Genomic DNA, 21475 nt, shown 5'->3' on the forward strand with positions numbered 1-21475 from the left:
GTTACATTACTAGATGTGAACGCGCAATTAAAAATTTAACAAATTAGTAATAAATGGAACTTATTTGTTGAAATTTAAAGCAATTTTTTGGTGAGGTGAAAATTGGCTGCAACAATTAAAAGTGTCGCTGAGTTGGCCGGTGTCTCTATTAAAACGGTGTCTCGTGTGGTTAATAAAGAAGGCACGGTTAAGCCCGACACATTACAACGGGTAGAACAGGCTATTGCCGAGCTAAAGTACACGCCAAATAAGGCCGCGCGGGATCTTGCAAGTAACGCCACCTCGGTGCTCGGTTACGTTTACGACAACCCTAACGCCTACTACATCATTGATATGCAGAAAGGTATTTTAGATGTTTGTCGCAAGAATAACTTCGAGCTTCTTATTCATCCTTGCGATGCTAGCTCTGAGAATATTGCACAAGAGTTAGTGGATATGGTGGATTCTGCACAGCTTGCTGGGCTAGTACTTTCCCCTCCCCTCTCTGAAATGCCCGATGTACTGCACCATCTTAATGAGAAAAACATTAGCTATGTGCGTATTTTGTCTGGCGATAGCGAATTTAGTTCTACCCTGCCCTATGTGTTGGTAAACGATTTTAAGGCCGCCTTTCACATTACCGAGCATTTAATTGCCCAAGGCCACAAACATATCGCATTTATCGCTGGTGAAGTCATCCACAAATCGACCACCGAGCGCTTAAATGGCTATAAAGCCGCATTGGAAAAAGCCTCAATACCGTTTGATGAATCGTTAGTTATAGAAGGCACCTATTCATTTGAAACCGGGGTAAAAAGTGCTGATATTTTGCTCTCTATGCAGGCACGCCCCACCGCAGTATTTGCCTGTAACGATGAAATAGCCGCGGGAACTCTGTTTGGCGCAAGAATGAAAGGGGTTGATGTACCCAAAGATTTAGCCATTGCGGGGTTTGAGGATAGCCCATTCTCCCGACAAACTTTTCCGCCGCTAACAACCGCGTCTCAGCCCACAAATGAAATTGCCCAATCGGCAACCTCGTCGCTTATCCAATATTTACGGGCTAAAAAGACAAAATCACATTTCGATAATTTAACCCAAACCTTTATTCCGCAATTAGTGGTGAGATCCTCCACTAAGGTTTCGCTATGAAAGCATTGCCCAATAACATTGTCATTGTTGGTGGAGGCAGCGCAGGCTGGATGACAGCCTGTTATCTTGCAAGGGCCGCCGAGTTATCTGGTTCTCTCTCTTCCACGTCACAAAAGCAGCATGAACAAAAAGAGCACCACTCTGTGTCATCTTGCAGTTTGACGCTGCTGGAGTCATCCTCAATTCCCACCGTAGGCGTGGGTGAAGGTTCTACCCCCTATTTACGACATTTCTTTGCCTATTTGGGGGTAGAAGAAAGCACTTGGATGGAGGCCTGTAATGCGACTTACAAAATGGGCATTAACTTTGAAGCATGGAATAAAAGCGATGACTCCTGCGCATCTAGTGCGGCCTCGTATTTTCATCCTTTTTTCTCCGCACTTGATGTGCCTACTGCCGAGCATTACTTTAATGCAGTGAACAAACGGCGGCATGGACAGCTTAGTAATATTTCTGAGTCGCATTATTTTACCGCCGCTGAAATGGTAAAACAGAACATAGCGCCCAACACCATAGTAGACAGTGCCAATGTTGACTATGCCTATCATTTTGATGCTGGCTTGTTGGGGGAATTTTTAAAGCGCTATGCCACTAGCAAAGGGGTTATTCACAAAGTAGGCAATGTAGTCGATGTACACGCTCATGGTAATAACATCGAAGCGATCCAAACAGATTCACACGGTGTGCTGCACGCTGATTTATTTATCGACTGCTCTGGCTTTCGCGGCATTTTAGGTAAAAAAGCACTGAATAGGCCGGTTACATCTTATGCCGATACTCTTTTTAACGATGCTGCTGTAGCCATACCCACTAAACGCAGTGACACCATAAAATATCAAACACGTTCAATAGCCCTAAAATATGGCTGGCAGTGGAATATTCCCCTTACCGCTCGCAGGGGCAATGGCTACGTGTATAGCTCTCGCTTTTGTACATCGGTGCAAGCAGAACAAGAGCTTAGAAGCGTATTAGGTGCTGAAAATACTCCTAACAATAGCGCGTCTGACAGCCCTGCCCGTCATTTAAAGATGGAGGTAGGCCGGTTAAATACCCATTGGGCAGGAAACTGTTTAAGTGTTGGTCTGTCTCAAGGCTTTATTGAGCCGTTAGAAGCTACGGCTTTGATGTTAGTGCAATACGCGCTTCATCACTTTATCGACTGCTGGCAGCAGCCAATACCTGATACCCGTAAACACGCTATATACAATAATGAAATGAACCGCATGTTTGATGGCATTAGAGATTACATTGCTGCACATTATTATCTTAATACGCGCACCGACACTCCTTATTGGGTGGCGTGTAGAAACGAAATGAAGGTGCCAGATACCCTTGCCTACTTGCTAAAAGAGTGGGACAGCGGCGCAAATTTTGAAGACGCATTAAACGAAGTAGATGCCAATTTAGTGTATTTACGCCCCTCTTGGTATTGCATCTTTGCTGGCATGAAACGCTTTTCCCCACTTAAGCACGATAGTGCACGAAATAAAGCAGCAGCGACGATTAACCCACAGCAAATGGTGAAAGACATGCTGCTTAAAATGCAAAAACCGAATACGAGAACTTATTGATTGAGTAATAGCGGTTTTCAATATTAACATTTACAAATATAATATTGAGCGGGTAGGTAATTAGAAATACTTATATAATGAAACAGCTTTCGTTAGATAACTTGCGTACATTTGTGAGTGTTATTGAGCTTGGTGGGTACGCTAAAGCCGGCGACTTTCTTGGTCGTTCTCAGCCAGCTATCAGCTTGCAAATTAAGAAGCTGGAATCGCAGCTAGACCGCAAGCTGTTTATCAAGCTAGGCCAGCGACATGTGCCAAGTGCAGATGGCAATTGGCTTTACGCAAAAGCTAAAGAGTTACTTGAACTCAACGACAGCATATTTCGAAGTTTAACCCCTGCCCCGCTTAGCGGCCGCCTTCGATTGGGCATTCCCAATGAGTTTGCCTCTACCCTTTTGCCAGGGTTAATTGGCGAATTTTCAAAGCGCTACCCCGATGTATCATTAGAAGTCACGTCCTCGCTCAGCCGAGACTTGCTGCATCCTAGCCAGCGCGATCATTTTGACCTTATTTTGGCCTTGGTTAACCCCGATGAAGACACCGAAGGCGAAGTGGTGTTAGAAGATGATGTGGTGTGGGTAGGAGATAGTGCCCATCCTCTGGTAGGTAGCACTATTCCCCTTGTACTGGCCCCAGATGGCTGTATGTATAGAAGCCGGGTAATAGAGCAACTCAAGCAGCAAACCTTTGCTTGGAAAATCACGTATACCAACGCCGATTTAGGGGGCATAACTGCGGCTATTCAGCAGGGCTTGGGCGTTACCGCGTTGGCAAAATCAAGCCTACCTGCCAACCTGACTTTGCTAAAACACCCTCACCTACCAAAACTGGGCAAGGTGAATATTTGCTTGTTCAACCAAGATACCCAGCACCCTGTTATTAGTAAAACCTTGGCGGAGTTTTTTACTACACGACTTAAAAATAACTAACGGGTGAAAGTGGTCTTTGAAGGTCGTTTTTAAAGTCGTTCTTGAGATCAGTTTCTGAAGATGTGCTTTGAAGGTGTTGAATAAGCGCGCATAAGCAATGCGCGCCCTTTTACAACATAAGTTAAATTAACCATGCTTATTTGAAAATCACGAGGCAAGAGGTACTAGGCGACCTAGCGGCTCTTCTAGCGATGCAGGTGGCTCAGTAAAGTATCGTGGGCCTTTGTCTGTCATATACAAACAGTCTTCTAATCGCACGCCAAACTCACCAGGAATGTATAAGCCAGGCTCGTTAGAAAAACACATACCCTTTTTAAGCGGCGCTGTTTCGCCGCGCACAAAATTCACGCTTTCGTGACCTTCCATGCCAATGCCATGTCCTGTGCGATGACTTAGCCCAGGTAGTGCATAGTCTTTGTCGTAACCTTGAGTGACGTAATAAGCACGCACGGCGTCATCTACCTTACCGGCAGGTGTGCCCACTTTGGCTGCATCAAACGCGACATTTTGACCCTCTCGCACAGTATTCCATACGTCTGTCACTTTTTGTGATGGCTTACCGAACACAAGAGTTCGGCTGATATCACTTTGATACCCATGCACACTGCATCCGCTATCAAGCAACACTACTGAACCTTGCTGAATAACTTGCTTTGCATTGGTTCCGTGCGGGTACGCGCTGGCGTCATTGAATAAGGCAAGGCACCACGTATTGCTGCCACCTAGCTGTTGCTGTGCTTTGTGCATTAAGGCTTTTACTTCAGCTTGGGTCATGCCTAGCTTAAGATGCTTAAACACAACGTCGTACGCTGCAAGCGTGACTTCATTCGCCTTATGCATCAGTGTTAACTCGGCGGCCGTTTTATACATTCTGCAGCCACGGGTAATGGGCTCTGCAGGCACAATATCCATATTAGGCATGGCATTACTCACACCGTTCACAACAAAGTAGCGAACGCTATTTTCTACACCTAACTTGCCGCTGGTAACGCCTCTTGATTTTAGAATGTCAGCAACAACGTCAAAGGGGCTTTCGTGCTCTTGCCATACGCGAACGTCATCGCCTACTTTAAGAGACTCCAATACGCTCGGCTTTTCAAAAAACGGGGTAACAACAGCAATATCCCCTTTTTGAGGAATAATAAGCGCCGTTAGTCGTTCGCTGCGCCACCACTGAATACCAGAAAAGTAGTCCATTGCTGCGCCCGGCTCTATTAGAATGGCCGCTATGCCTTGTGCTTTCATCAAAGACTGTGCGTTTTCTATTCTTGCTTTTCTTTCTGTTAGGTTAATGGGCTTTGCGTTTTCAGTGAGCGGTTTTAGTGATGATAGCGATGGCATAGAAGCAGTGCCGCTGCCCTCAGCACTGGAAGAGGCACTTGCCGCCACCGAAAGTGCCGGTGAGAGTGCGAGCCCAGCGCCTGCAAACTTTAAAAAATGTCGTTTATCCATGAAATTCACCTGTCGTTTATATTATTATTTTTTAAATGGTTTCTTTAAACTACGTTCTTATTACCGCTTTTTTAAAATGCACAAGGCGGTTTATAACCCCATCGCATGACTGACGAAGGCCTGCTTAATCGCCCCCACTTTATCAGTTGCCGCTAAGCCCACGCCGCGGATAAGCTTTTTAAGCGGGTCGTCACCGTCAAATAGCAACTTAAAACCGTCCATGGCTGCAATCATCTTCATCGCTTCAGTTTTACGACTGCGCTCGTAAGGTCGTAGGTTTTTGTGTAACCCAATATCGCTGCCCTCGTTCGACAGCTGTATCAATAATTCAGCCAGTGCTAGCGCGTCCTGCATTCCTAAGTTTGCGCCTTGTCCAGCAAGAGGATGAATGGTGTGAGCGGCATCTCCCACTAACGCGATGCCGTCTTTAGCCCATTCTCTGGCGTAGCGCATGGTTAATGGAAATGCTGAACGCTGAGTTTCTAGAGCGGTTATGCCAAGAATGCTGTTACTTGCGGCGGTGAGGGCATTGCAGAAGTCACTGTCGCTCATTGCGGTAAGCTTAGCAGCAGCGTCAGGTGTTTGTGACCACACGATAGAACAGACGTTGGGTTCTGCCATAGGCAATAGCGCAAGAGGCCCTGTTGGAGTAAACGCTTGTCTTGCAACGTTTTCATGGGGCAGCGCCGTTTTGATATTGGCAACAATGGCCGTATGTTCGTAGTCTTTAAAGGTGATTGGAAAACCTGCCTGCTGACGAACAAAGGAGTTAGCACCATCTGCGCCAATGAGCAGTCGGCAGCTAAGGGCGTCGTTATTGTCAAACATCACCATATTTTGATTTGGCCCTGATAGCACCCGCTCTATGCCAGATTCAAACACCTGAACGTTAGCCTGACTTTCCACACTCTGAGCCAGCGCATTAATTAACGCCTGGTTTTCAACAATAACGCCCAGGGCATCGCTGCCCATTTCTTCGCAGCTAAAATGGATATCGCCAAAGCTGTCTTTATCCCACACATGCATGGCCACGTAGGCATTGGCGCGATCTTTTTGCAGGTGTTGCCATGCGTCTAACGACTGCAAGGCAGCAATATTGGCCTGATTAATAGCACTGACTCGTGCGGTAGGCTTCTCGCCTAGGGCTGTTGATAAAGGGTGCTTATCAATTATCGCAACAGACAGCGAACTTTCTTTTAGCGCAGCGGCTAGCGTTAAGCCAACAATTCCGCCACCCACTATTCCAATATCAACGTGTTGCATAACTCTCTCTTATTTTTTTCGTACAAACTCGGTTAACGCTCGTTAGAGCCTTAGTTTGAATTCGTTTAAAAACTGGTTAACTTCAGCTATGTGCGTGGCAATGGCTCACTTAGCGCCAAGGCCGTATCCAGTGGTTTGCTTAACAAACTGCTTTTTGGCAGCGGGCAACATTCCAAGCGCAAGTAGCGATAAATTTCGCCCTACAACAAGGGGAAAGTGACGGTTAGAAAATGTATGTACCAAGGTGTCGGTGAGCGCCACCGTGGCTTTTCTGTCTTTGCTTCTCTTGTTTGCGTATTCATGTAAAACAGAGAAATCGCCCGGGTCAGAGGGTGATATCGTGTTGCGAGTAAGCACCGATATCAAGGTGTGGATATCTCTAAGGCCCAGGTTAAAGCCCTGTCCCGCTATGGGATGAAGCGCCTGTGCAGCATTACCCACAATCACTGTTCGGTGAGCCATTACGTCACTGGCAAGTTTTAGTGAAAGTGGATAGCTGCTTTTATCGCTTACCTTTTCTATTTTACCTTGGCGATAGCCAAACGCGCCTTGTAAAGCGTTAGCAAACTCATTGGCCGACATGGCTAATAGGTGAGCGGCTTTGTCAGATTTTACTGTCCACACCACTGAAAACCCACTGTTTGATGACTTTTCACCGTCTATTTCGTTATCAAAGGGTAAAAACGCTAATGGGCCAGAGTCGGTGAAACGTTCGTATGCCTTATTGCCGTGAGATAGCTGGGTGTGAACGTTAAACACAATGGCGGTTTGACCGTAGTCGCTTTCACTTCTGCCTATGCCCACCTGCTCAGCCAGTGGAGAGCGACCGCCATCGGCCAGCACCAACAGCTTAGCCCGATAACTTTCGCCGTTATCTAAGGTAACGTCGGTGTGTGCAACATGCTGCTTTACACTCACTACCTTTGCAGGCGCTACATGCTCGTAACTGTCATTAGAGTCTGCAACAAGCTTAGTCAATGCACTTAACGAGACCACCTGCCCAAACGAGGAAATGTGGAAGTCTTTTGCTGCTAAATTCACTAACCCTAGGTGGCCACTGTCGCTTACTTCAATAGCATTAATGGTCGGCGGTAATTCGCCAAAGCTGTATTCTGCCAGTTTATCTAACTGTACGTTGAGTGCGGTAAGCTCTTGTACCGTGCGGCGAGCAAGGGCGATAACACGGGTATCGGTAAATGGATTGAAGTCGTTGGTGACAGGTGTGTTTGTTGGTGCTTTTGTTTTCAGCGAGCTTGATGAAACTGGCGCTGTCGAATCAATCAGAACTACTTTCAGCCCTGAGCGCTGAGACAGCCCTGAGCCCTGGGACAGCCCTTTTGCGAGAACGCAACCGACAATTCCGCCGCCAACAACAACTACATCAACACTCTTCACTCAGTACGTTCCTTCTAGGTGCATTTATTTAGCCCAGTCTTATTTAAGGCTAAATTACGCCATTAGTGCTTCAATTTCATCAATCTCTTTTGGCACGTCTTTAGTGAGTATCTCAACGCCAGTAGCGGTGATAGCTACATCGTCTTCTATTCTAACGCCAATACCTTTGAAACGCTCTGGCACATCGCAATCGCTACTAATATAGATCCCAGGCTCTACGGTAATGACCATGCCAGGGCTGAGCGCTCGGTCATCGCCATCGTGCTTGTAGTCGCCAACATCGTGCACGTCTAGGCCTAAAAAGTGCCCTAAACCGTGCATATAAAATTGTCGCCAGGTTTGATTATCTAAGTTTTCCGCAATACTGCCGGTTAATATGCCCAGCTCAATTAAACCTTCGGTGATCACTTCTGCGCTGTGAGTCATTGCTTGGGGTAAAGTAACGCCCGGTGCCAGCATATCTAAAACGCTTTTTTGCGCTTTTAAGACCAAACTGTATATGGCGCGTTGCGCGTCGCTAAACTTACCGTTCACTGGAAATGTGCGCGTGATATCGGCAGCGTACCCTTGATACTCGGCACCCGCATCAATAAGCACTAAATCGCCATTGTTAACCTGTGCGCTGTTTTGCGTGTAGTGCAGTATGCATGCATTTTCTCCGCTACCCACTATGGTACCGTAAGCCGGACTTCGTGCGCCCGCCATGGCAAATTCATGATGAAGTTCAGCTTCTAACTGATATTCAAAGCACCCTGGGTGCGCAAACTGCATGGCGCGCTTGTGGGCACGAGCACTTATTTCACAGGCCGCTTTCATAACCGCAACTTCACTTGCCGACTTATACACGCGCATCTCGTGTAGCAAAGGCTGTATATCGTGCACAGTAGCAGGTGCAAGAGACTGTTTCGGGGCCTCTTTCAACGTCTTTAAGGCGTTAACAATTAACTGATCGTGCTGCTCGTTTACACCAAGAGCCACATAAAGATGTTGCTGTCCCTGCATTGCTTCAAGAATGGCTTCTTCTAACTCTTGCTCTTCAAATGCCTCGTCTAGGCTAAATAGAGACAATGCCGCCTCAGCGCCTAATCGTTTTCCTTGCCACACTTCCGCTTGTTTGTCTTTAGCTTGCACTACCATTGCGCGGTAGCTTTCACCATAGCGGGGATGATTTGAAATGATTAACCATGCGTTTGGCTCTTCAAAACCCGTTAAATACCAAAAGTCGCTGTCTTGTCTGAATAAATATTCCGTATCTCGACTTCGGGTAACTAAAGACGCTGCGGGTACAATGCATACACTGTTTGGTTGGCACTGTGCTAATAATCTATCTTGCCTAGAAATAAACTCTTGCGCGCTAATCATAAATTCACAAACCCTGTCGGCATTATTTTTAGAAAACGGTGTTTTTGCAGCATTTTTTATTACTTTTACTTACTCAACCTATGAGCAGTTTGTTTATAAGTGATTTATATTTAAGAAACCTGCTTATAAAAGTCGTCCTAGGAATTAACGCCCAGCTTTAAAACCCAGCTCTAAAAAATGGGCTCTTCGTAATTAATGTATTGAAGGCTTTTCTTTTTGGTCGTCCAGCAATGACTGCCCCAACTCGCTGAAGCATAGAATTGCTGAAATCTTTACATATTCTTCTACTTCAAAAAGTGCTTTCTCAGACTCTTCGTCTGCATCCATTGGCTCTTCCATTCGAGAAATGTCAGAAAAATCTTCAAGTGCTTCTTTTACGTCATCACTGCACTTCACTAAATCTTGCTGGTGTAATCCAAACCCAAGCATAAACCCTTGCACCCAATTAATAAGGGCAGCGCCGCGATCGTTTATTGGGGCATGGTCTTCTGGAAGTAGCAAAGTAAGTGCAAACTCTGGCTCTAGTAACTGCTGGCAAGTTTGGTTAAATAAAGTCGTTAACGTAAAAACAACCGGCTCACTAAAGCTTTCGTCTTGATTCACCGTTTCGCTTAACGCTTCTAACCATTTTTGATCGGTAAGAGACATACCACCGCACAACATGCCGCAGAGGATGCCGTGTATTTCGGCGCCGTCTACTATTACGCCATGTTGTGACAATTTATTGGTAACGCTGTCGTAATCAAGCTGCTTTTCCACTGGTAACTCTCTTTATGTTTGAAATTTGATGTAATGCATGGAAATTATTCTCTTTGCCTTTATCCGCTTTTTTAGGCTTGAGCACACCCGCTTAGGTGTGAGTGAACCACGCGAAGTAAAACAACGTCAAAAAGATAACCGCCGTGCTTATACTATGGGTTTATAGTAGCAAAATCGGGATATAAAACCTACTTTTGCCAATTTGATTACTCACTGTTCAAACGAGTGAGCAAAAGCAGCAAAACCTTTAACTTCTCTGGTAACCCACGTGTATTTCTACTACCATTAAGACGTGGACAAGGACTTCCCTTTGCAACAGGGAGAAAGCGCTGGCGTAAAGAGAGATCGCGGTTTTCTTGAGCTTGTCGCATATGCGTGTATACTTGCTGACCAACAGGTGCTGACCAAATGGTCAAGAATAAGACATTCTGTAAGCAGCTATACTCAACAACGCAAAGTTTTGCTACGCACAAGAGTGATCTCCTTCACTAGTACATGCGTTTCATATACCCTGTTGCGTTAATACAACAACAATGTTTCCTGGGATGTTTGCTAGTTCATTCATGTCCCTGGCCGATGCTATAAACCTAGGAAGTTGAAACTGTAACTATTGTGCAAGCTCGGCTCGTATCGAGAAGCCTACGGTCATAGTGATTCTTCCGCCCTGAACATTTCGGTTCACGGGCGAAAATGAACACGCGGCATTCTGGGAGACGCCCTCTTTCGACGGAAGAAGAAATGGCAATAATAAATTTTGGCTCCATTAATATCGACCACGTTTACCAAGTAGAGCATTTTGTTCAACCTGGTGAAACAATCGCCTCCACGCACTACCAAACCTTGTTAGGTGGTAAAGGCGCAAACCAATCAATTGCGCTAGCGCAAGCCGGTGCCGACGTTAGGCATGTAGGCAGCATCCACCAAAATGACGCCTCTTTTAAGCAAGCGCTGATCAAAAAAGGTGTGGATTGTCGCGGCGTAAAATGCTCTGAGACTCCCTCAGGTCATGCCATAATCCAAGTTACCCCAAGCGGCGAAAATGCCATCGTTCTATTTGGCGGTGCAAATCAAACCATTACTGCTAAAACCGTTATGGCTGCGTTAGATGACACTAAGCCCTCAGACTGGGTACTAACGCAAAACGAAACTAGCAGCATTGACGAAGTGCTTCGCCAAGCAAAAGAAAAACAGCTAAAAGTTGCCTTTAACCCTGCGCCAATGAGCGAGTCGGTTAAAGCGTTGCCTCACGATTGTATAGACTTGCTTATCGTTAATGAGACAGAAGCAGCCGCATTAACTGGTAAAGAAGCAATGGATGACATTGTTGCTGAATTTAAGCAGCAGTGGGCCCACTGTGAGGTCATTATCACCTTGGGTAAAGCCGGTGTAATGATGCTTAGAAAAGGCGAAGTCGTTAACGTTGATGCCTTTTCTGTTGATGCTGTCGATACGACCGCCGCAGGCGATACCTTCATCGGATACTTCTTATCAGCATACAGTCATCACACAGACGCTAAACAGGCGCTTAAACGCGGCTGCGCGGCATCAGCAATTGCGGTTACACGAGAAGGCGCTGCGCAAAGCATTCCAACTCAAAAAGAAGTAGACCGTTTTTTAGCAAAGCATTCCGGCTAAAATTATTCCAGAGAGAATTTCATGGCACATAAAATAATATTAGACACCGATCCGGGCATTGATGATGCAATGGCCATATTTTTTGCATTTCAATCACCTGATATTGAACTGCTTGGCTTAACAACGGTTTACGGTAATGTTCCCGTTACAATGGCTGCGCAAAATGCCCTAACGCTTTGCGAACTGGCTGGCAAAAACGACATTCCAGTAACGAAAGGGGTTGGCATGCCGTGGGTTGGCGAAGAGTCGACCTATGCTCACTTCGTTCATGGAGAGCACGGATTTGGCCACATTAAGCCAGAGCCGCCTAAAGGTGAGCTTGACCCACGCAGCTCGGCACAGTTTATCGTTGATATGGCCCGTAAATACCCAGGCGAAATCACGTTAGTTGCAATAGGCCCACTTGGAAACCTAGCGCTAGCGCTTCGTTTAGAGCCAGAACTTCCTAAGTTGGTTAAAGGCGTAAGCATTATGGGCGGTGCTGCGTTTGTACCTGGCAATGTAACGCCGGTTGCAGAAGCGAATATCTGGAATGATGCTTATGCAGCAGAGATTGTGTGCGCTGCAGATTGGGATTTAACCATGTTTGGTTTAGACGTAACCAACGACGTTCCATTTGCGCCTACATTTGTTGACGTACTTGCTGAGAAAAACCCAACGCTAGGTGGTTTCGTACAAGAAAGCGCTCAGTTCTATATGGATTTTTACTCGCAAAATAGAGAAGACAGAGTGTGTTTCTTCCACGATGCGTTTCCTATTGCCCACCTTCGCCACCCAGAGCTTTTCGAATTAACCGAAGGCCACGTTAGGGTTGGAACAGGCGAGCTAGACAGAGGCCAAACGGTGGTTGCACCTAAAGGCACAACACCAAGTCCGCTTTGGAACGACGCAAATACCATCAAAGTAGCGACAAAAGTAGACCATAGTAGACTTGAGAAATTGTTCATAGACACCTACGCTCTTTAGTAATATTGTTAGGGGAATCAGTAGATTCCCCCTACTAACATGTACTATTGAGGTTAAAAACCAGTACTATGAAGTCTGCACCTATTCCAGAGAACGAAAAAGAACGGTTAGCTGAACTTCTAAGCTACGACATCTTAGATACTGAAGCTGAAAAGCTTTTCGACGATCTTACTGCGCTTGCCTCACAAATTTGCGGTACGCCTATCGCGCTGATTAGTCTAATCGACCTTGATAGGCAGTGGTTTAAATCTCGCGTGGGCCTTGATGCCGAAGAAACATCCCGCGATATTGCATTTTGCTCGCACGCTATTTTGCAGCAAAAAGTATTCGAAGTTCCTGATGCCACTAAAGACGAACGTTTTCGCGACAATCCCCTTGTAACTGGCTCTCCTGATATTCGATTTTATGCGGGTGCACCGCTTATTACCCCTTCTGGTTATCCAATTGGCACGCTTTGCGCCATTGATAAAAAGCCAAATAAACTAACAGAAGAACAGAAAAAAGCGCTGGAAACACTGGGGCAATCAGTTGTCGCCCATTTAGAATTAAAACGTAAAAATAGAGAGCTTGAGCGCACAAGCCAATTTAAGTCTGATTTTTTGTCTTATGTTAGCCATGAAATTCGCACGCCGCTTAACGCGATTAACACGTTTAGTAATTTACTAGAAAGTGAGGCTCGAAAGCTGTCGCTTCCATCTCAATTTAGTTCGTCACTGTCGCACATTAGTAAAAGCGGCGAACGCCTGCTAGAGATCGTCAATTCAGTGCTTGATATTAAGCAGATAGAAGCGGGTAAAATGCGTGTGATGCCACGCGCTGTTAATACGAACGATTTTTTCACTCACCTGTTTTCAGTAACCCGGGTTCGCGCCGAACAAAACGACATCACCTTTACTGCTACATTAGATACTAGCCTTCCGGCCTCTATTTATTTAGATGACACTAAGTTTGGGCAAGTTGCGCTAAATATACTTTCCAATGCCATTAAATTTACGCCTAGAAATAAGGCGGTGACTTGTCTAGTAAAATACAAAAAAGGCGCCTTAATATTTACTGTTTCCGATGAAGGTATTGGTATTAGCGATGACGACCAGGCGCGCCTATTTACTCGATTCGAGCGTATGGATAATGCACATAAAATACCTGGTTCTGGTTTGGGACTGAGTATATCTAAGCAACTGGTTGAGCTAATGGATGGCTCAATAAAGCTTAAAAGTAAGCTGCAAGAAGGTACAAGAGTCAGTATCTCAATTCCATCTGCGCAGATGGACCAAAATCATGTGTCAGAAGCCTCCCCTCAAAATGCTTCTGCCCAACTTTCTATCTCAAGGCCTGTTAATATTCTGATTGTGGAAGACCATCAGATTAACCAAGCGGTGATCGTAGCGCTTTTTGAAAAATTAGGGCTGGCGTTTACCATTGTTGATACCGGTGAACAAGGCGTTGAATACATTGAATCCAATCACGCCGACCTTGTTTTAATGGATATCAATTTACCCGGTATTCAGGGCGACCAAGCATCGAGGCTGATTAAAGCGCAATACCCTAACCTCCCTATCGTAGCACTCACCGCAGATGCTATTACTACGTCAGACACTTTGAAAGAGAGAGGACTGGACGACGTGTTGACGAAACCGATTAATGCAGCAAACTTGGTAAAAGTGCTTAATCATTATCTTGGTTAAGATTGCCTCGGTTAAGATTGCCTTGGATAAGATTATCTTGGTTATGACTGCCTTGGTTAAGAATACATTGGTTAAAAATACCTTGGTCAAAAGTGTCTATTTTAAAAGGGCTTTGACCGAGCTAGCCTAGATTAAGCGTGCACTCATTGAAGGAATGATTAAAAGCATGATTAAGAGCAAGTTGGTTTGAGAGTAGCATGGCGATGAGTGAGTTTTTACCCAATACTGAACGTGTTGAGAGCAAAGCAAGCCTACGCAAACATTTGCGCAAGAGTCTGAGAAAAGTAAGAAATAGTATCCCCCCTGAGCAACGTGCACATTCTGCGCTGCAAATTAGCCAACAGCTCAACTCGTTACCCTGCGTGGCCGCAGCAAAAACAATTGCTGGGTATTTGGTGAATGATGGAGAGCTAGACCTCAGCGCCTTTATGCAGGATGCGTTTACCCGTGCCAAAGATATGCACAAAGAAGTGACGAGCAGCTTCGATTATTCATCTACGTCTCTCTCAGCATCAACAGCTGCATCAGCTCTTACACCAAGTCCTAAATCAGCTCTTACAACGATGCCCACCACGTTCTCACTGCCCATACTACATCCTGTTTGTAAAGGCCACCTGCTGTTTCTTGAGTATGGCCCACATACCACGCTGGTAAAAAATAAATACAACATTGATGAGCCTGAACTGGCCTGCCACAACGTTGTTCCCACTAGCACCATAGACGTTATTTTAATGCCATTGGTGGGCTTTGATAGCAAAGGCAACCGACTGGGCATGGGCGGCGGTTACTACGACCGTACGCTAGCATTTACTCAAGTTACTCAACTTACTCAACTTACTCAACTTACTCAACTTACTCAACTTACTCAACAGAAGCCCATTTTGATTGGCATTGCACACGATGAGCAAGAAGTTGAGACCCTGCCCTTTGAGCCTTGGGATATTCCGGTTGATATTATTGTGACCCCTAAGCGAATACTCACCTTTTCTGATATTAAGCCCAAATCATAGGTCCATTTCTTTTAAAGACATAAAGCTGCGATTTTGCGCCTTATCGGTTACACTTCAAGCAAACCAAAAGGAGAGTAACAATGGATCAGAACGCGAAAAAACAAGCAGTGGCAAAAGCGGCGATAGACTATGTTGAACAAGACAGCATTGTTGGAGTAGGCACAGGTTCAACCGTTAACTTTTTTATTGAAGAATTAGGCAAAATCAAACATAAAATAGAGGGGGCTGTATCAAGCTCTGAAGCCTCTACAGAAAAGCTTAAAGCATTAGGCATTGAGGTTTTCGAGCTTAACGACGTTAGCAACCTATCGGTGTATATTGACGGGGCCGACGAAGTCACCGAACACAAGCATATGATTAAAGGCGGAGGCGCTGCGCTTACACGTGAGAAAATAGTGGCTGGCGTGGCAAAAACGTTCGTGTGTATTGTTGATGACAGTAAGCGCGTTCCTGTCCTCGGTAATTTCCCCCTTCCGGTGGAAGTGATCCCTATGGCGCGCTCTTTTGTGGCTAGAGAGTTAGTGAAATTGGGTGGCGATCCTGAATACCGTCAGGGTGTCGTGACCGACAATGGCAATGTCATTTTAGATGTCCACAATTTAGATATACTCAATCCTCGTGAATTAGAGCAAGCAATTAATAATATTCCCGGTGTTGTTACTAACGGAATTTTCGCTTTGCGCGGCGCGGATATCGTGCTTTCAGCAACCGATGAAGGTGTAAAAACCTTTAAGTGAAATACTCCTTTTAACTGAGGGCGTTTTCTGTTATTTTCCTTTTAGACGTCTAGATGGCTCAACCCATATTTTCGAACCGAAACACAACAGCGAGAGACAGCGAGTTCATGAGTAAAGTTTCACTTGAGAAGGACAAAATCCGAATTTTATTGTTAGAGGGTGTTCACCAGAGCGCGCTCGAAACACTGAAAAATAACGGTTACACAAACATTGAGTATCTTAAAACTTCTCTTCCAGAAGATGAGTTGATTGAAAAAATCAAAGATGCCCACTTCGTCGGACTCCGTTCTCGTACCCAAATTACTGAGAAGGTGGTGGATGCCGCTAAAAAGCTCGTTGCCATTGGTTGCTTTTGTATTGGTACAAACCAAGTTGACCTAGCTGCTACTCAGCGCCGCGGTATTCCTGTGTTTAACGCGCCCTTTTCAAACACTCGCTCTGTTGCCGAGCTAGTGCTAGGCCAAATTATTCTTTTACTTCGTCAAGTGCCAAGCAAAAATGCAAAAGCACACCGCGGAGAATGGGAAAAGACTGCAGTTGGCTCTTACGAAGCAAGAGGCAAAACGCTGGGAATTATTGGGTATGGCCACATTGGTACGCAGCTTAGCATCTTGGCAGAACACTTGGGCATGCGCGTGCAGTTTTTTGACATCGAAGATAAGCTAGTGCTGGGTAACTCAGCTCAAGTTAAGTCTCTAGAGAAACTGCTTAACACCTCTGACGTAGTTACGCTTCACGTACCTGAGACACCTGAAACGCAAAACATGATAGGTGAAAAAGAGCTGTCACAAATGAAGCCTGGCAGCATACTCATTAATGCGTCTCGCGGAACAGTGGTTGATATAGACGCGCTATCAGGGGCACTTAAAAGCGGCCAGTTAAATGGTGCTGCCATTGACGTATTCCCAGTAGAGCCTAAGTCGAATGGCGAAGAGTTTGAATCACCTTTACGAGAATTCGACAACGTCATTCTTACGCCACACGTTGGGGGAAGCACCCAAGAAGCGCAAGAGAATATTGGTATTGAAGTGGCGGGTAAGCTTGCAAAATATAGCGATAACGGTTCAACCCTGTCTGCAGTTAACTTCCCAGAAGTATCGCTGCCAGAGCACAACAGCCGCTCACGCTTGCTTCACGTTCACAAAAACCAGCCAGGTATTCTTACGCAAATTAACCAAGCGTTTGCAGAGAAAGGCATCAACATTGAAGCCCAGTACCTTCAAACGAACGCTGAAATTGGTTACGTTGTAGTAGACGTTAAAGAAGACAGAGGCTATGAAGCCCTTGCTGAACTTCAGCAAATTGACGGCACTATAAAGACACGTATATTGCACTAGGCTGCATAGCGGCACGTTCAAATGGTGAATAGCCCAAATAAAAACGCCGCATCGACAAATGTCTATGCGGCGTTTTTTTATAGCTAAACAGTGAATACTGCTAGCGAATCGGCTGGTTTAAAAGAAGTTATATACCAAGCTAACTGCTGTTTCGGTATCAAGATTATCTCTGTTATCAGCGACGTCTGAGTTATGGTCCATTTTGAACGACAAACGCATTGAAAGGTTGCCTGAGATCACTGCAGTCAATGCCGATTCAGCACGAGACTTTGTATTCTCAGAACCTACTTCCGTACTCAGTGTTTGAGTAAACTTAGACGTGTCTGAAATTAACCACGAGTAGGCTGTTGAAGCACGGACAATAACACTGTCTTGATCTTCGCCATCTTGCGTTTCAACAAACGAGTAACCCGGACCAATTGAATACTCTAATGTATGTCTCTCGTTCTGTAATACCTTTTGGTTCCAACCCAGTGCTAGTGTAGCTTGATAATTAAAGTTGCTAAGGCGGTCATCTTCGAAGGACGCAAAGCCGAACAAGCGGTTATCTGGATTTTCTAATTTATAGTTACCCTGAGCTGAGGCGAAAAACTTCTGCGCTGATGTAAACTCAACGTCTTCACCGTCGTCTCCCTCAACACTCTCTTCTTTGTAAAGACCTTCGATAAGGTAATCATTGCTCCACATCTCTAGCTCTTGATGCGCAGTAATACCAGCATTTATCGATGTGGTTTCTGTGTTACCCGTTGTTGAGATAAACCCTAACTCACCTTCCATAGTAAATGGCTTTGGCTTGTCTTGAGCAAAAGCAGATGGTGCAAGTGAGAATGCGATTATCGATGCGAGAACGCGCTTATTCATTGAACAGTCCTATTGATTAACTTTCCCTTCGTTACGCTGCGATCACTTCATTGACGACGCAACACAACCATTTTCAGGATATTAACAACGATACAAATCGCTGCCGGTGATGTGTGCCGCGCAGTGTACCGATTAAAAATTGACAGTCAACGTGAAAAGGTCAAAAAATCGACGAAAGTAGTAAAATGCGCAACGGATATACAAGGTCTAAAAAAATTGGTAAACAAGAGCCACAGAGGTTTCGGTGCTTAAAGGCGCTATATCTTCTGCTGTATCTGTTTCATGGTTTAAAATGAAGGATAACTTCATGGCAAGGGAGCCGAAAACGTTAGCAGATAAAGAGGTTTCACTGCGGGATTTGGTGTTCTCTTCTCCAGCTTCGGTACTCACAAATTGCCTGAGTTTGGCGCCTGAACTCCAGCGGTATTTGTATTCCGCTGAGGCTCTGACTATAACGCCGTCGTTTACCATGGTGTTATTGTCCGCCTGCGCTTCAATGAAGCTGTAACCAGGGCCAATGCTGTAGCGAAATTCGCTATCCTCATTGCGCCAAAGTCGCTCTGAATAACCCGCTGCTAGTGACGCACGGTGCTCATAACCAGTAAACCTGTCATCCTCATAATCGCCATACATAAAAATTCGACGACCATTGGCCACAAGCTTGTAATCAAATTGAGCGCTACCAAAGAAGCGCTGGGCACTAATATCTCGTTTAGCACCAATGGTGGCACTTTCTTTATAAAGAAGCTCTGCGAAGTACACACTGCTCCACGTTTCGGTCTCATGGTCGGCATTCACTGCGGCTTTTACACTTGCCGCAGATGTATTTCCGGTGTTTACCAAAACGCCCAGCTCGCCATCAAGATTAAATCGCGGGATGGTATCGTCCGTGTCCGGAGTGAAGTCGGCGTGGTAAAGCGTTTGAATAAGATCGGTGGCCTGCGCAGATGAAGAGATGCTGGTGCACATAACGCACAGCGCGATGCAGGTCTTGATGAGGTCAGTGAGCATAATTAAATTAACGTTGGCTTTATCGTTTTTGTTATTGGCTTTTATGAACTTTCTATTTGAGAGTGCTTTTAAGTAAAAACACTTATTCAAGTCCATTTGAGCGTTGAGCCACGAGTGAGCAATGACTAGCTATAATAACATTCGCTTAAGTAATATATTTACTGAAGCACTATATTCGCTTTGCGGTTTACGCTTTGACTCATCTGATTAGTGCAGCAATTTTCACTGTTTCACGCTCTGCGTAATCAGTGGCATTACTCACCATTTCCATGTCTAAACTTACTGTATTGGCTATTTCAGAAGTAAAAAGTTCAATATCTGAATGATTTTCTTCGTCTAACTGACGCACTGCAATTCGATTGGACAACGCCAGCACCCCAATTTCACGATCTGACGACTGTCTTGCCACATCGTTCACATGCGTGATTGGGTAGAATAAACCAATAGGTAAGTTCCAACTTTCCAATATGATACCGCTACAGTGTGCGAAGGTAAAACCGAAAAGCTGCTTTTGTCGCTGGTAAGGAAGTAGTGATTTATCACTGTCTAAATATTGTTGGTAAAGCTCTGGCGAACGCTTTGCTATTACAAGCTCGCTTAAGTTTTGCAGTATTCCCATCACAAAAAAGCGCTCTATGACTTTCGCATTGGTACTCATAGCCAGGTGTTTGGCTAACATGCCTGAATAAACAGACGCATGCCAATGTTGCTTTAAATCGATAAGTTCAGAATCAAAACACTTGAAGGCAGTGCTGGCTGTTTCAGAGACAACTAAGTTATACAGCGCCTCTCCGCCAATCACGTTAATGGCTTTTGACACAGACTCAATTTGAGAGGGAAAACGGAACAAAGAACTGTTTGCAAGGCGTAGCACCTTAGCTGTAAGCGAGGGGTCAATACTGATTAAGTTACCTATGTCTTCAGCGCTTGAGCGTGGGCAGTCGAGTAATTCACGCAACCTTACGCATACATTGGGCAGCGCAAAGGATTTAGTGGCAAACTTTACGTATTTCTTTATCGACATTAACACACTCTCAATTGGTATTAGACGCGGCTATAACAACTGATTCTAAAGCCTTTGGGCTCTGGCTCGTCAGCTATTCATTATCGCGTTGCTCGTTCTCAAACAGGCCTATTTGGCTATTTGTCTTCTTACTTTGTGCTTCTAGTTGCTGTTTGCGTGCTCTGGCAATAATGGCGCGCTTACGCCTCATGCAGGCCGCTATAATTTGGCGTTTCGTTGCATCATTCACTTGAAGCCAATAAAGACGTTCATCTCGGCTTCTAAGACACCCTTTGCAAAAACCACGAGGTCCTGATTCGCAAACCCCAATACACGGGCTTGGTATTTCAAAGAACTCCAGTTGTTCAGACTGTGGTTTCTGCTGTGACATGATCTCTCATTGTTTTTGTTAGAATGAGTGCGTTACCGCAGCCCTTTCTACTGTGATGTTAACGTTAGCGAACTCACGGCGCCGATTAAACACGAAACTCAACCTTACTGCTACTAGACATTAGCATCAAATAAGCCTTGAACCTCATAGCGCCTTCAGCTTACATAAAGCCCTTAACGTGAATATAGCACTCAGCTTAAATATAGCCTTTAGCGATTAATCTACTAACGTGTAATCGATGGTTGATACCACGCGCACTTTTTTAATGTGAGGGTGATAACTATCTCTACTGCTTATGCTAAAGCGACCTTGATTGGCTCGCTTGATTTTACCTAATGTACTTTGCGAATCTGTTGCGAACTTCTCGGCCACTTCTCTTGCATTTAATGTGGCCTCTTCAATCATCGACGGTTTCACTTCGTTTAATCGAGTAAACACGTAGTCAGGTTGATTTTCATAGCGATTCTCAGATAACACTATGCCCGATTTAATTAGCTTACCCACCTGCTGCATAGCTATGCGAACCGTTTCTACTTGCGTCGAAAAAACGGTAATAGTTTGCATACTGCTATACCTAAATGGTGCTCTTTCGCCCCCACCATACTGCTGTGCAAGCTTGTCAGTGATCTGGGGTTTACCGGTAGTAATGCTGTCTGACTTAATACCGCTTTCTTCTAAAAAGCGAACTACTGTTGCACTATTTTGTTCAATTCGATCGTAAAGCTCTGGTAAGTCGTTACCCGCATCCACAAACTGAATTGGCCAAATAACTTGGTCGGCAACATATTCTCTTTCTGATAGCCCTTTTACCGTCACCACCCTATTCCAAGTTTGCATATCTTTCATCGATGCAGATAGGGTTGTGCCAAGAAACGCGACAGCCAGGATCATACCTAGTGCAATAACAATGGCGGCACCTACTTTCATGTGATTGATCTCCTTTATGCTTTTATACTCAGTATCTACTTCAGTTAGGT

At 45.1% G+C, this 21475-nt stretch carries 19 protein-coding genes and 1 other RNA gene; 10 read left to right on the forward strand and 10 right to left on the reverse strand.

Annotated features, from left to right (window positions below):
* Positions 1-102 precede the first annotated feature (102 nt).
* From AC27HD_RS08830 to AC27HD_RS08840, 3 genes are all read left to right on the forward strand, one after another.
* On the forward strand, positions 103-1131 hold the full coding sequence (locus tag AC27HD_RS08830; protein WP_487105170.1) for a LacI family DNA-binding transcriptional regulator: 1029 nt from the start codon (positions 103-105) through the stop codon (positions 1129-1131).
* Entirely contained in the window at positions 1128-2702 is a 1575-nt protein-coding gene (locus AC27HD_RS08835; RefSeq protein WP_487105172.1) for a tryptophan halogenase family protein, read from the forward strand. The genes AC27HD_RS08830 and AC27HD_RS08835 overlap by 4 nt, the downstream gene beginning before the upstream one ends.
* Positions 2703-2779: 77 nt before the next feature.
* Positions 2780-3631, forward strand: coding sequence for a LysR family transcriptional regulator (locus AC27HD_RS08840; protein WP_032097514.1), 852 nt, complete (start codon positions 2780-2782; stop codon positions 3629-3631).
* A gap of 147 nt (positions 3632-3778) precedes the next feature.
* Here the strand turns inward: AC27HD_RS08840 and AC27HD_RS08845 are convergent, their stop codons facing one another.
* The 5 genes from AC27HD_RS08845 to AC27HD_RS08865 form a co-directional block, all read right to left on the reverse strand.
* Positions 3779-5083 (reverse strand): M24 family metallopeptidase, encoded by a 1305-nt coding sequence (locus AC27HD_RS08845; RefSeq protein ID WP_487105174.1) that lies wholly within the window; start codon positions 5081-5083, stop codon positions 3779-3781.
* A gap of 90 nt (positions 5084-5173) precedes the next feature.
* A complete protein-coding gene (locus AC27HD_RS08850) occupies positions 5174-6346 on the reverse strand; it encodes an FAD-dependent monooxygenase (protein ID WP_032097512.1) in 1173 nt (390 codons plus the stop codon).
* A 105-nt stretch (positions 6347-6451) separates the two neighbouring features.
* Complete coding sequence (locus tag AC27HD_RS08855; protein WP_487105176.1) at positions 6452-7741, reverse strand: FAD-dependent monooxygenase; 1290 nt, start codon at positions 7739-7741, stop codon at positions 6452-6454.
* Between the two features lie 54 nt (positions 7742-7795).
* Complete coding sequence (gene pepP / locus AC27HD_RS08860) at positions 7796-9103, reverse strand: Xaa-Pro aminopeptidase (RefSeq protein ID WP_487105178.1); 1308 nt, start codon at positions 9101-9103, stop codon at positions 7796-7798.
* A 192-nt stretch (positions 9104-9295) separates the two neighbouring features.
* Positions 9296-9862: a UPF0149 family protein gene (locus AC27HD_RS08865; protein WP_032097509.1), complete on the reverse strand. Its 567-nt coding sequence runs from the start codon at positions 9860-9862 to the stop codon at positions 9296-9298.
* Positions 9863-10396: 534 nt separating this feature from the next.
* Between AC27HD_RS08865 and ssrS the strand changes: the two genes are divergently transcribed.
* The 7 genes from ssrS (at position 10397) to serA (ending at position 17232) form a co-directional block, all read left to right on the forward strand.
* Positions 10397-10579, forward strand: a non-coding RNA gene (gene ssrS / locus AC27HD_RS08870) — 6S RNA.
* Positions 10580-10600: 21 nt separating this feature from the next.
* The gene (locus AC27HD_RS08875; RefSeq protein ID WP_032097508.1) at positions 10601-11497 is read left to right on the forward strand and encodes a ribokinase; all 897 of its coding nucleotides are present in this window, start codon (positions 10601-10603) and stop codon (positions 11495-11497) included.
* A gap of 21 nt (positions 11498-11518) precedes the next feature.
* On the forward strand, positions 11519-12463 hold the full coding sequence (locus AC27HD_RS08880) for a nucleoside hydrolase (RefSeq protein ID WP_487105181.1): 945 nt from the start codon (positions 11519-11521) through the stop codon (positions 12461-12463).
* Positions 12464-12531: 68 nt separating this feature from the next.
* Entirely contained in the window at positions 12532-14148 is a 1617-nt protein-coding gene (locus AC27HD_RS08885) for an ATP-binding protein (protein WP_487105183.1), read from the forward strand.
* A gap of 203 nt (positions 14149-14351) precedes the next feature.
* Entirely contained in the window at positions 14352-15158 is an 807-nt protein-coding gene (locus AC27HD_RS08890) for a 5-formyltetrahydrofolate cyclo-ligase (protein WP_487105185.1), read from the forward strand.
* An 80-nt stretch (positions 15159-15238) separates the two neighbouring features.
* The gene (gene rpiA, locus AC27HD_RS08895) at positions 15239-15895 is read left to right on the forward strand and encodes a ribose-5-phosphate isomerase RpiA (protein WP_163104663.1); all 657 of its coding nucleotides are present in this window, start codon (positions 15239-15241) and stop codon (positions 15893-15895) included.
* 107 nt (positions 15896-16002) lie between these two features.
* A complete protein-coding gene (gene serA / locus AC27HD_RS08900; RefSeq protein WP_487105187.1) occupies positions 16003-17232 on the forward strand; it encodes a phosphoglycerate dehydrogenase in 1230 nt (409 codons plus the stop codon).
* Between the two features lie 117 nt (positions 17233-17349).
* Here the strand turns inward: serA and AC27HD_RS08905 are convergent, their stop codons facing one another.
* From AC27HD_RS08905 to AC27HD_RS08925, 5 genes are all read right to left on the reverse strand, one after another.
* Positions 17350-18093 (reverse strand): DUF481 domain-containing protein, encoded by a 744-nt coding sequence (locus AC27HD_RS08905; RefSeq protein WP_032097502.1) that lies wholly within the window; start codon positions 18091-18093, stop codon positions 17350-17352.
* A 207-nt stretch (positions 18094-18300) separates the two neighbouring features.
* Positions 18301-19200, reverse strand: a complete 900-nt coding sequence (locus AC27HD_RS08910) for a DUF481 domain-containing protein (protein ID WP_235207867.1) — start codon at positions 19198-19200, stop codon at positions 18301-18303.
* A gap of 103 nt (positions 19201-19303) precedes the next feature.
* A complete protein-coding gene (locus AC27HD_RS08915) occupies positions 19304-20128 on the reverse strand; it encodes an HDOD domain-containing protein (protein WP_032097501.1) in 825 nt (274 codons plus the stop codon).
* A 73-nt stretch (positions 20129-20201) separates the two neighbouring features.
* Entirely contained in the window at positions 20202-20498 is a 297-nt protein-coding gene (locus AC27HD_RS08920; protein WP_032097500.1) for a DUF1289 domain-containing protein, read from the reverse strand.
* A 216-nt stretch (positions 20499-20714) separates the two neighbouring features.
* Positions 20715-21425, reverse strand: a complete 711-nt coding sequence (locus AC27HD_RS08925) for an SIMPL domain-containing protein (protein ID WP_487105190.1) — start codon at positions 21423-21425, stop codon at positions 20715-20717.
* Between the last annotated feature and the right edge of the window lie 50 nt (positions 21426-21475).

This window comes from Alteromonas sp. 4NS20-0143, from assembly GCF_057542855.1.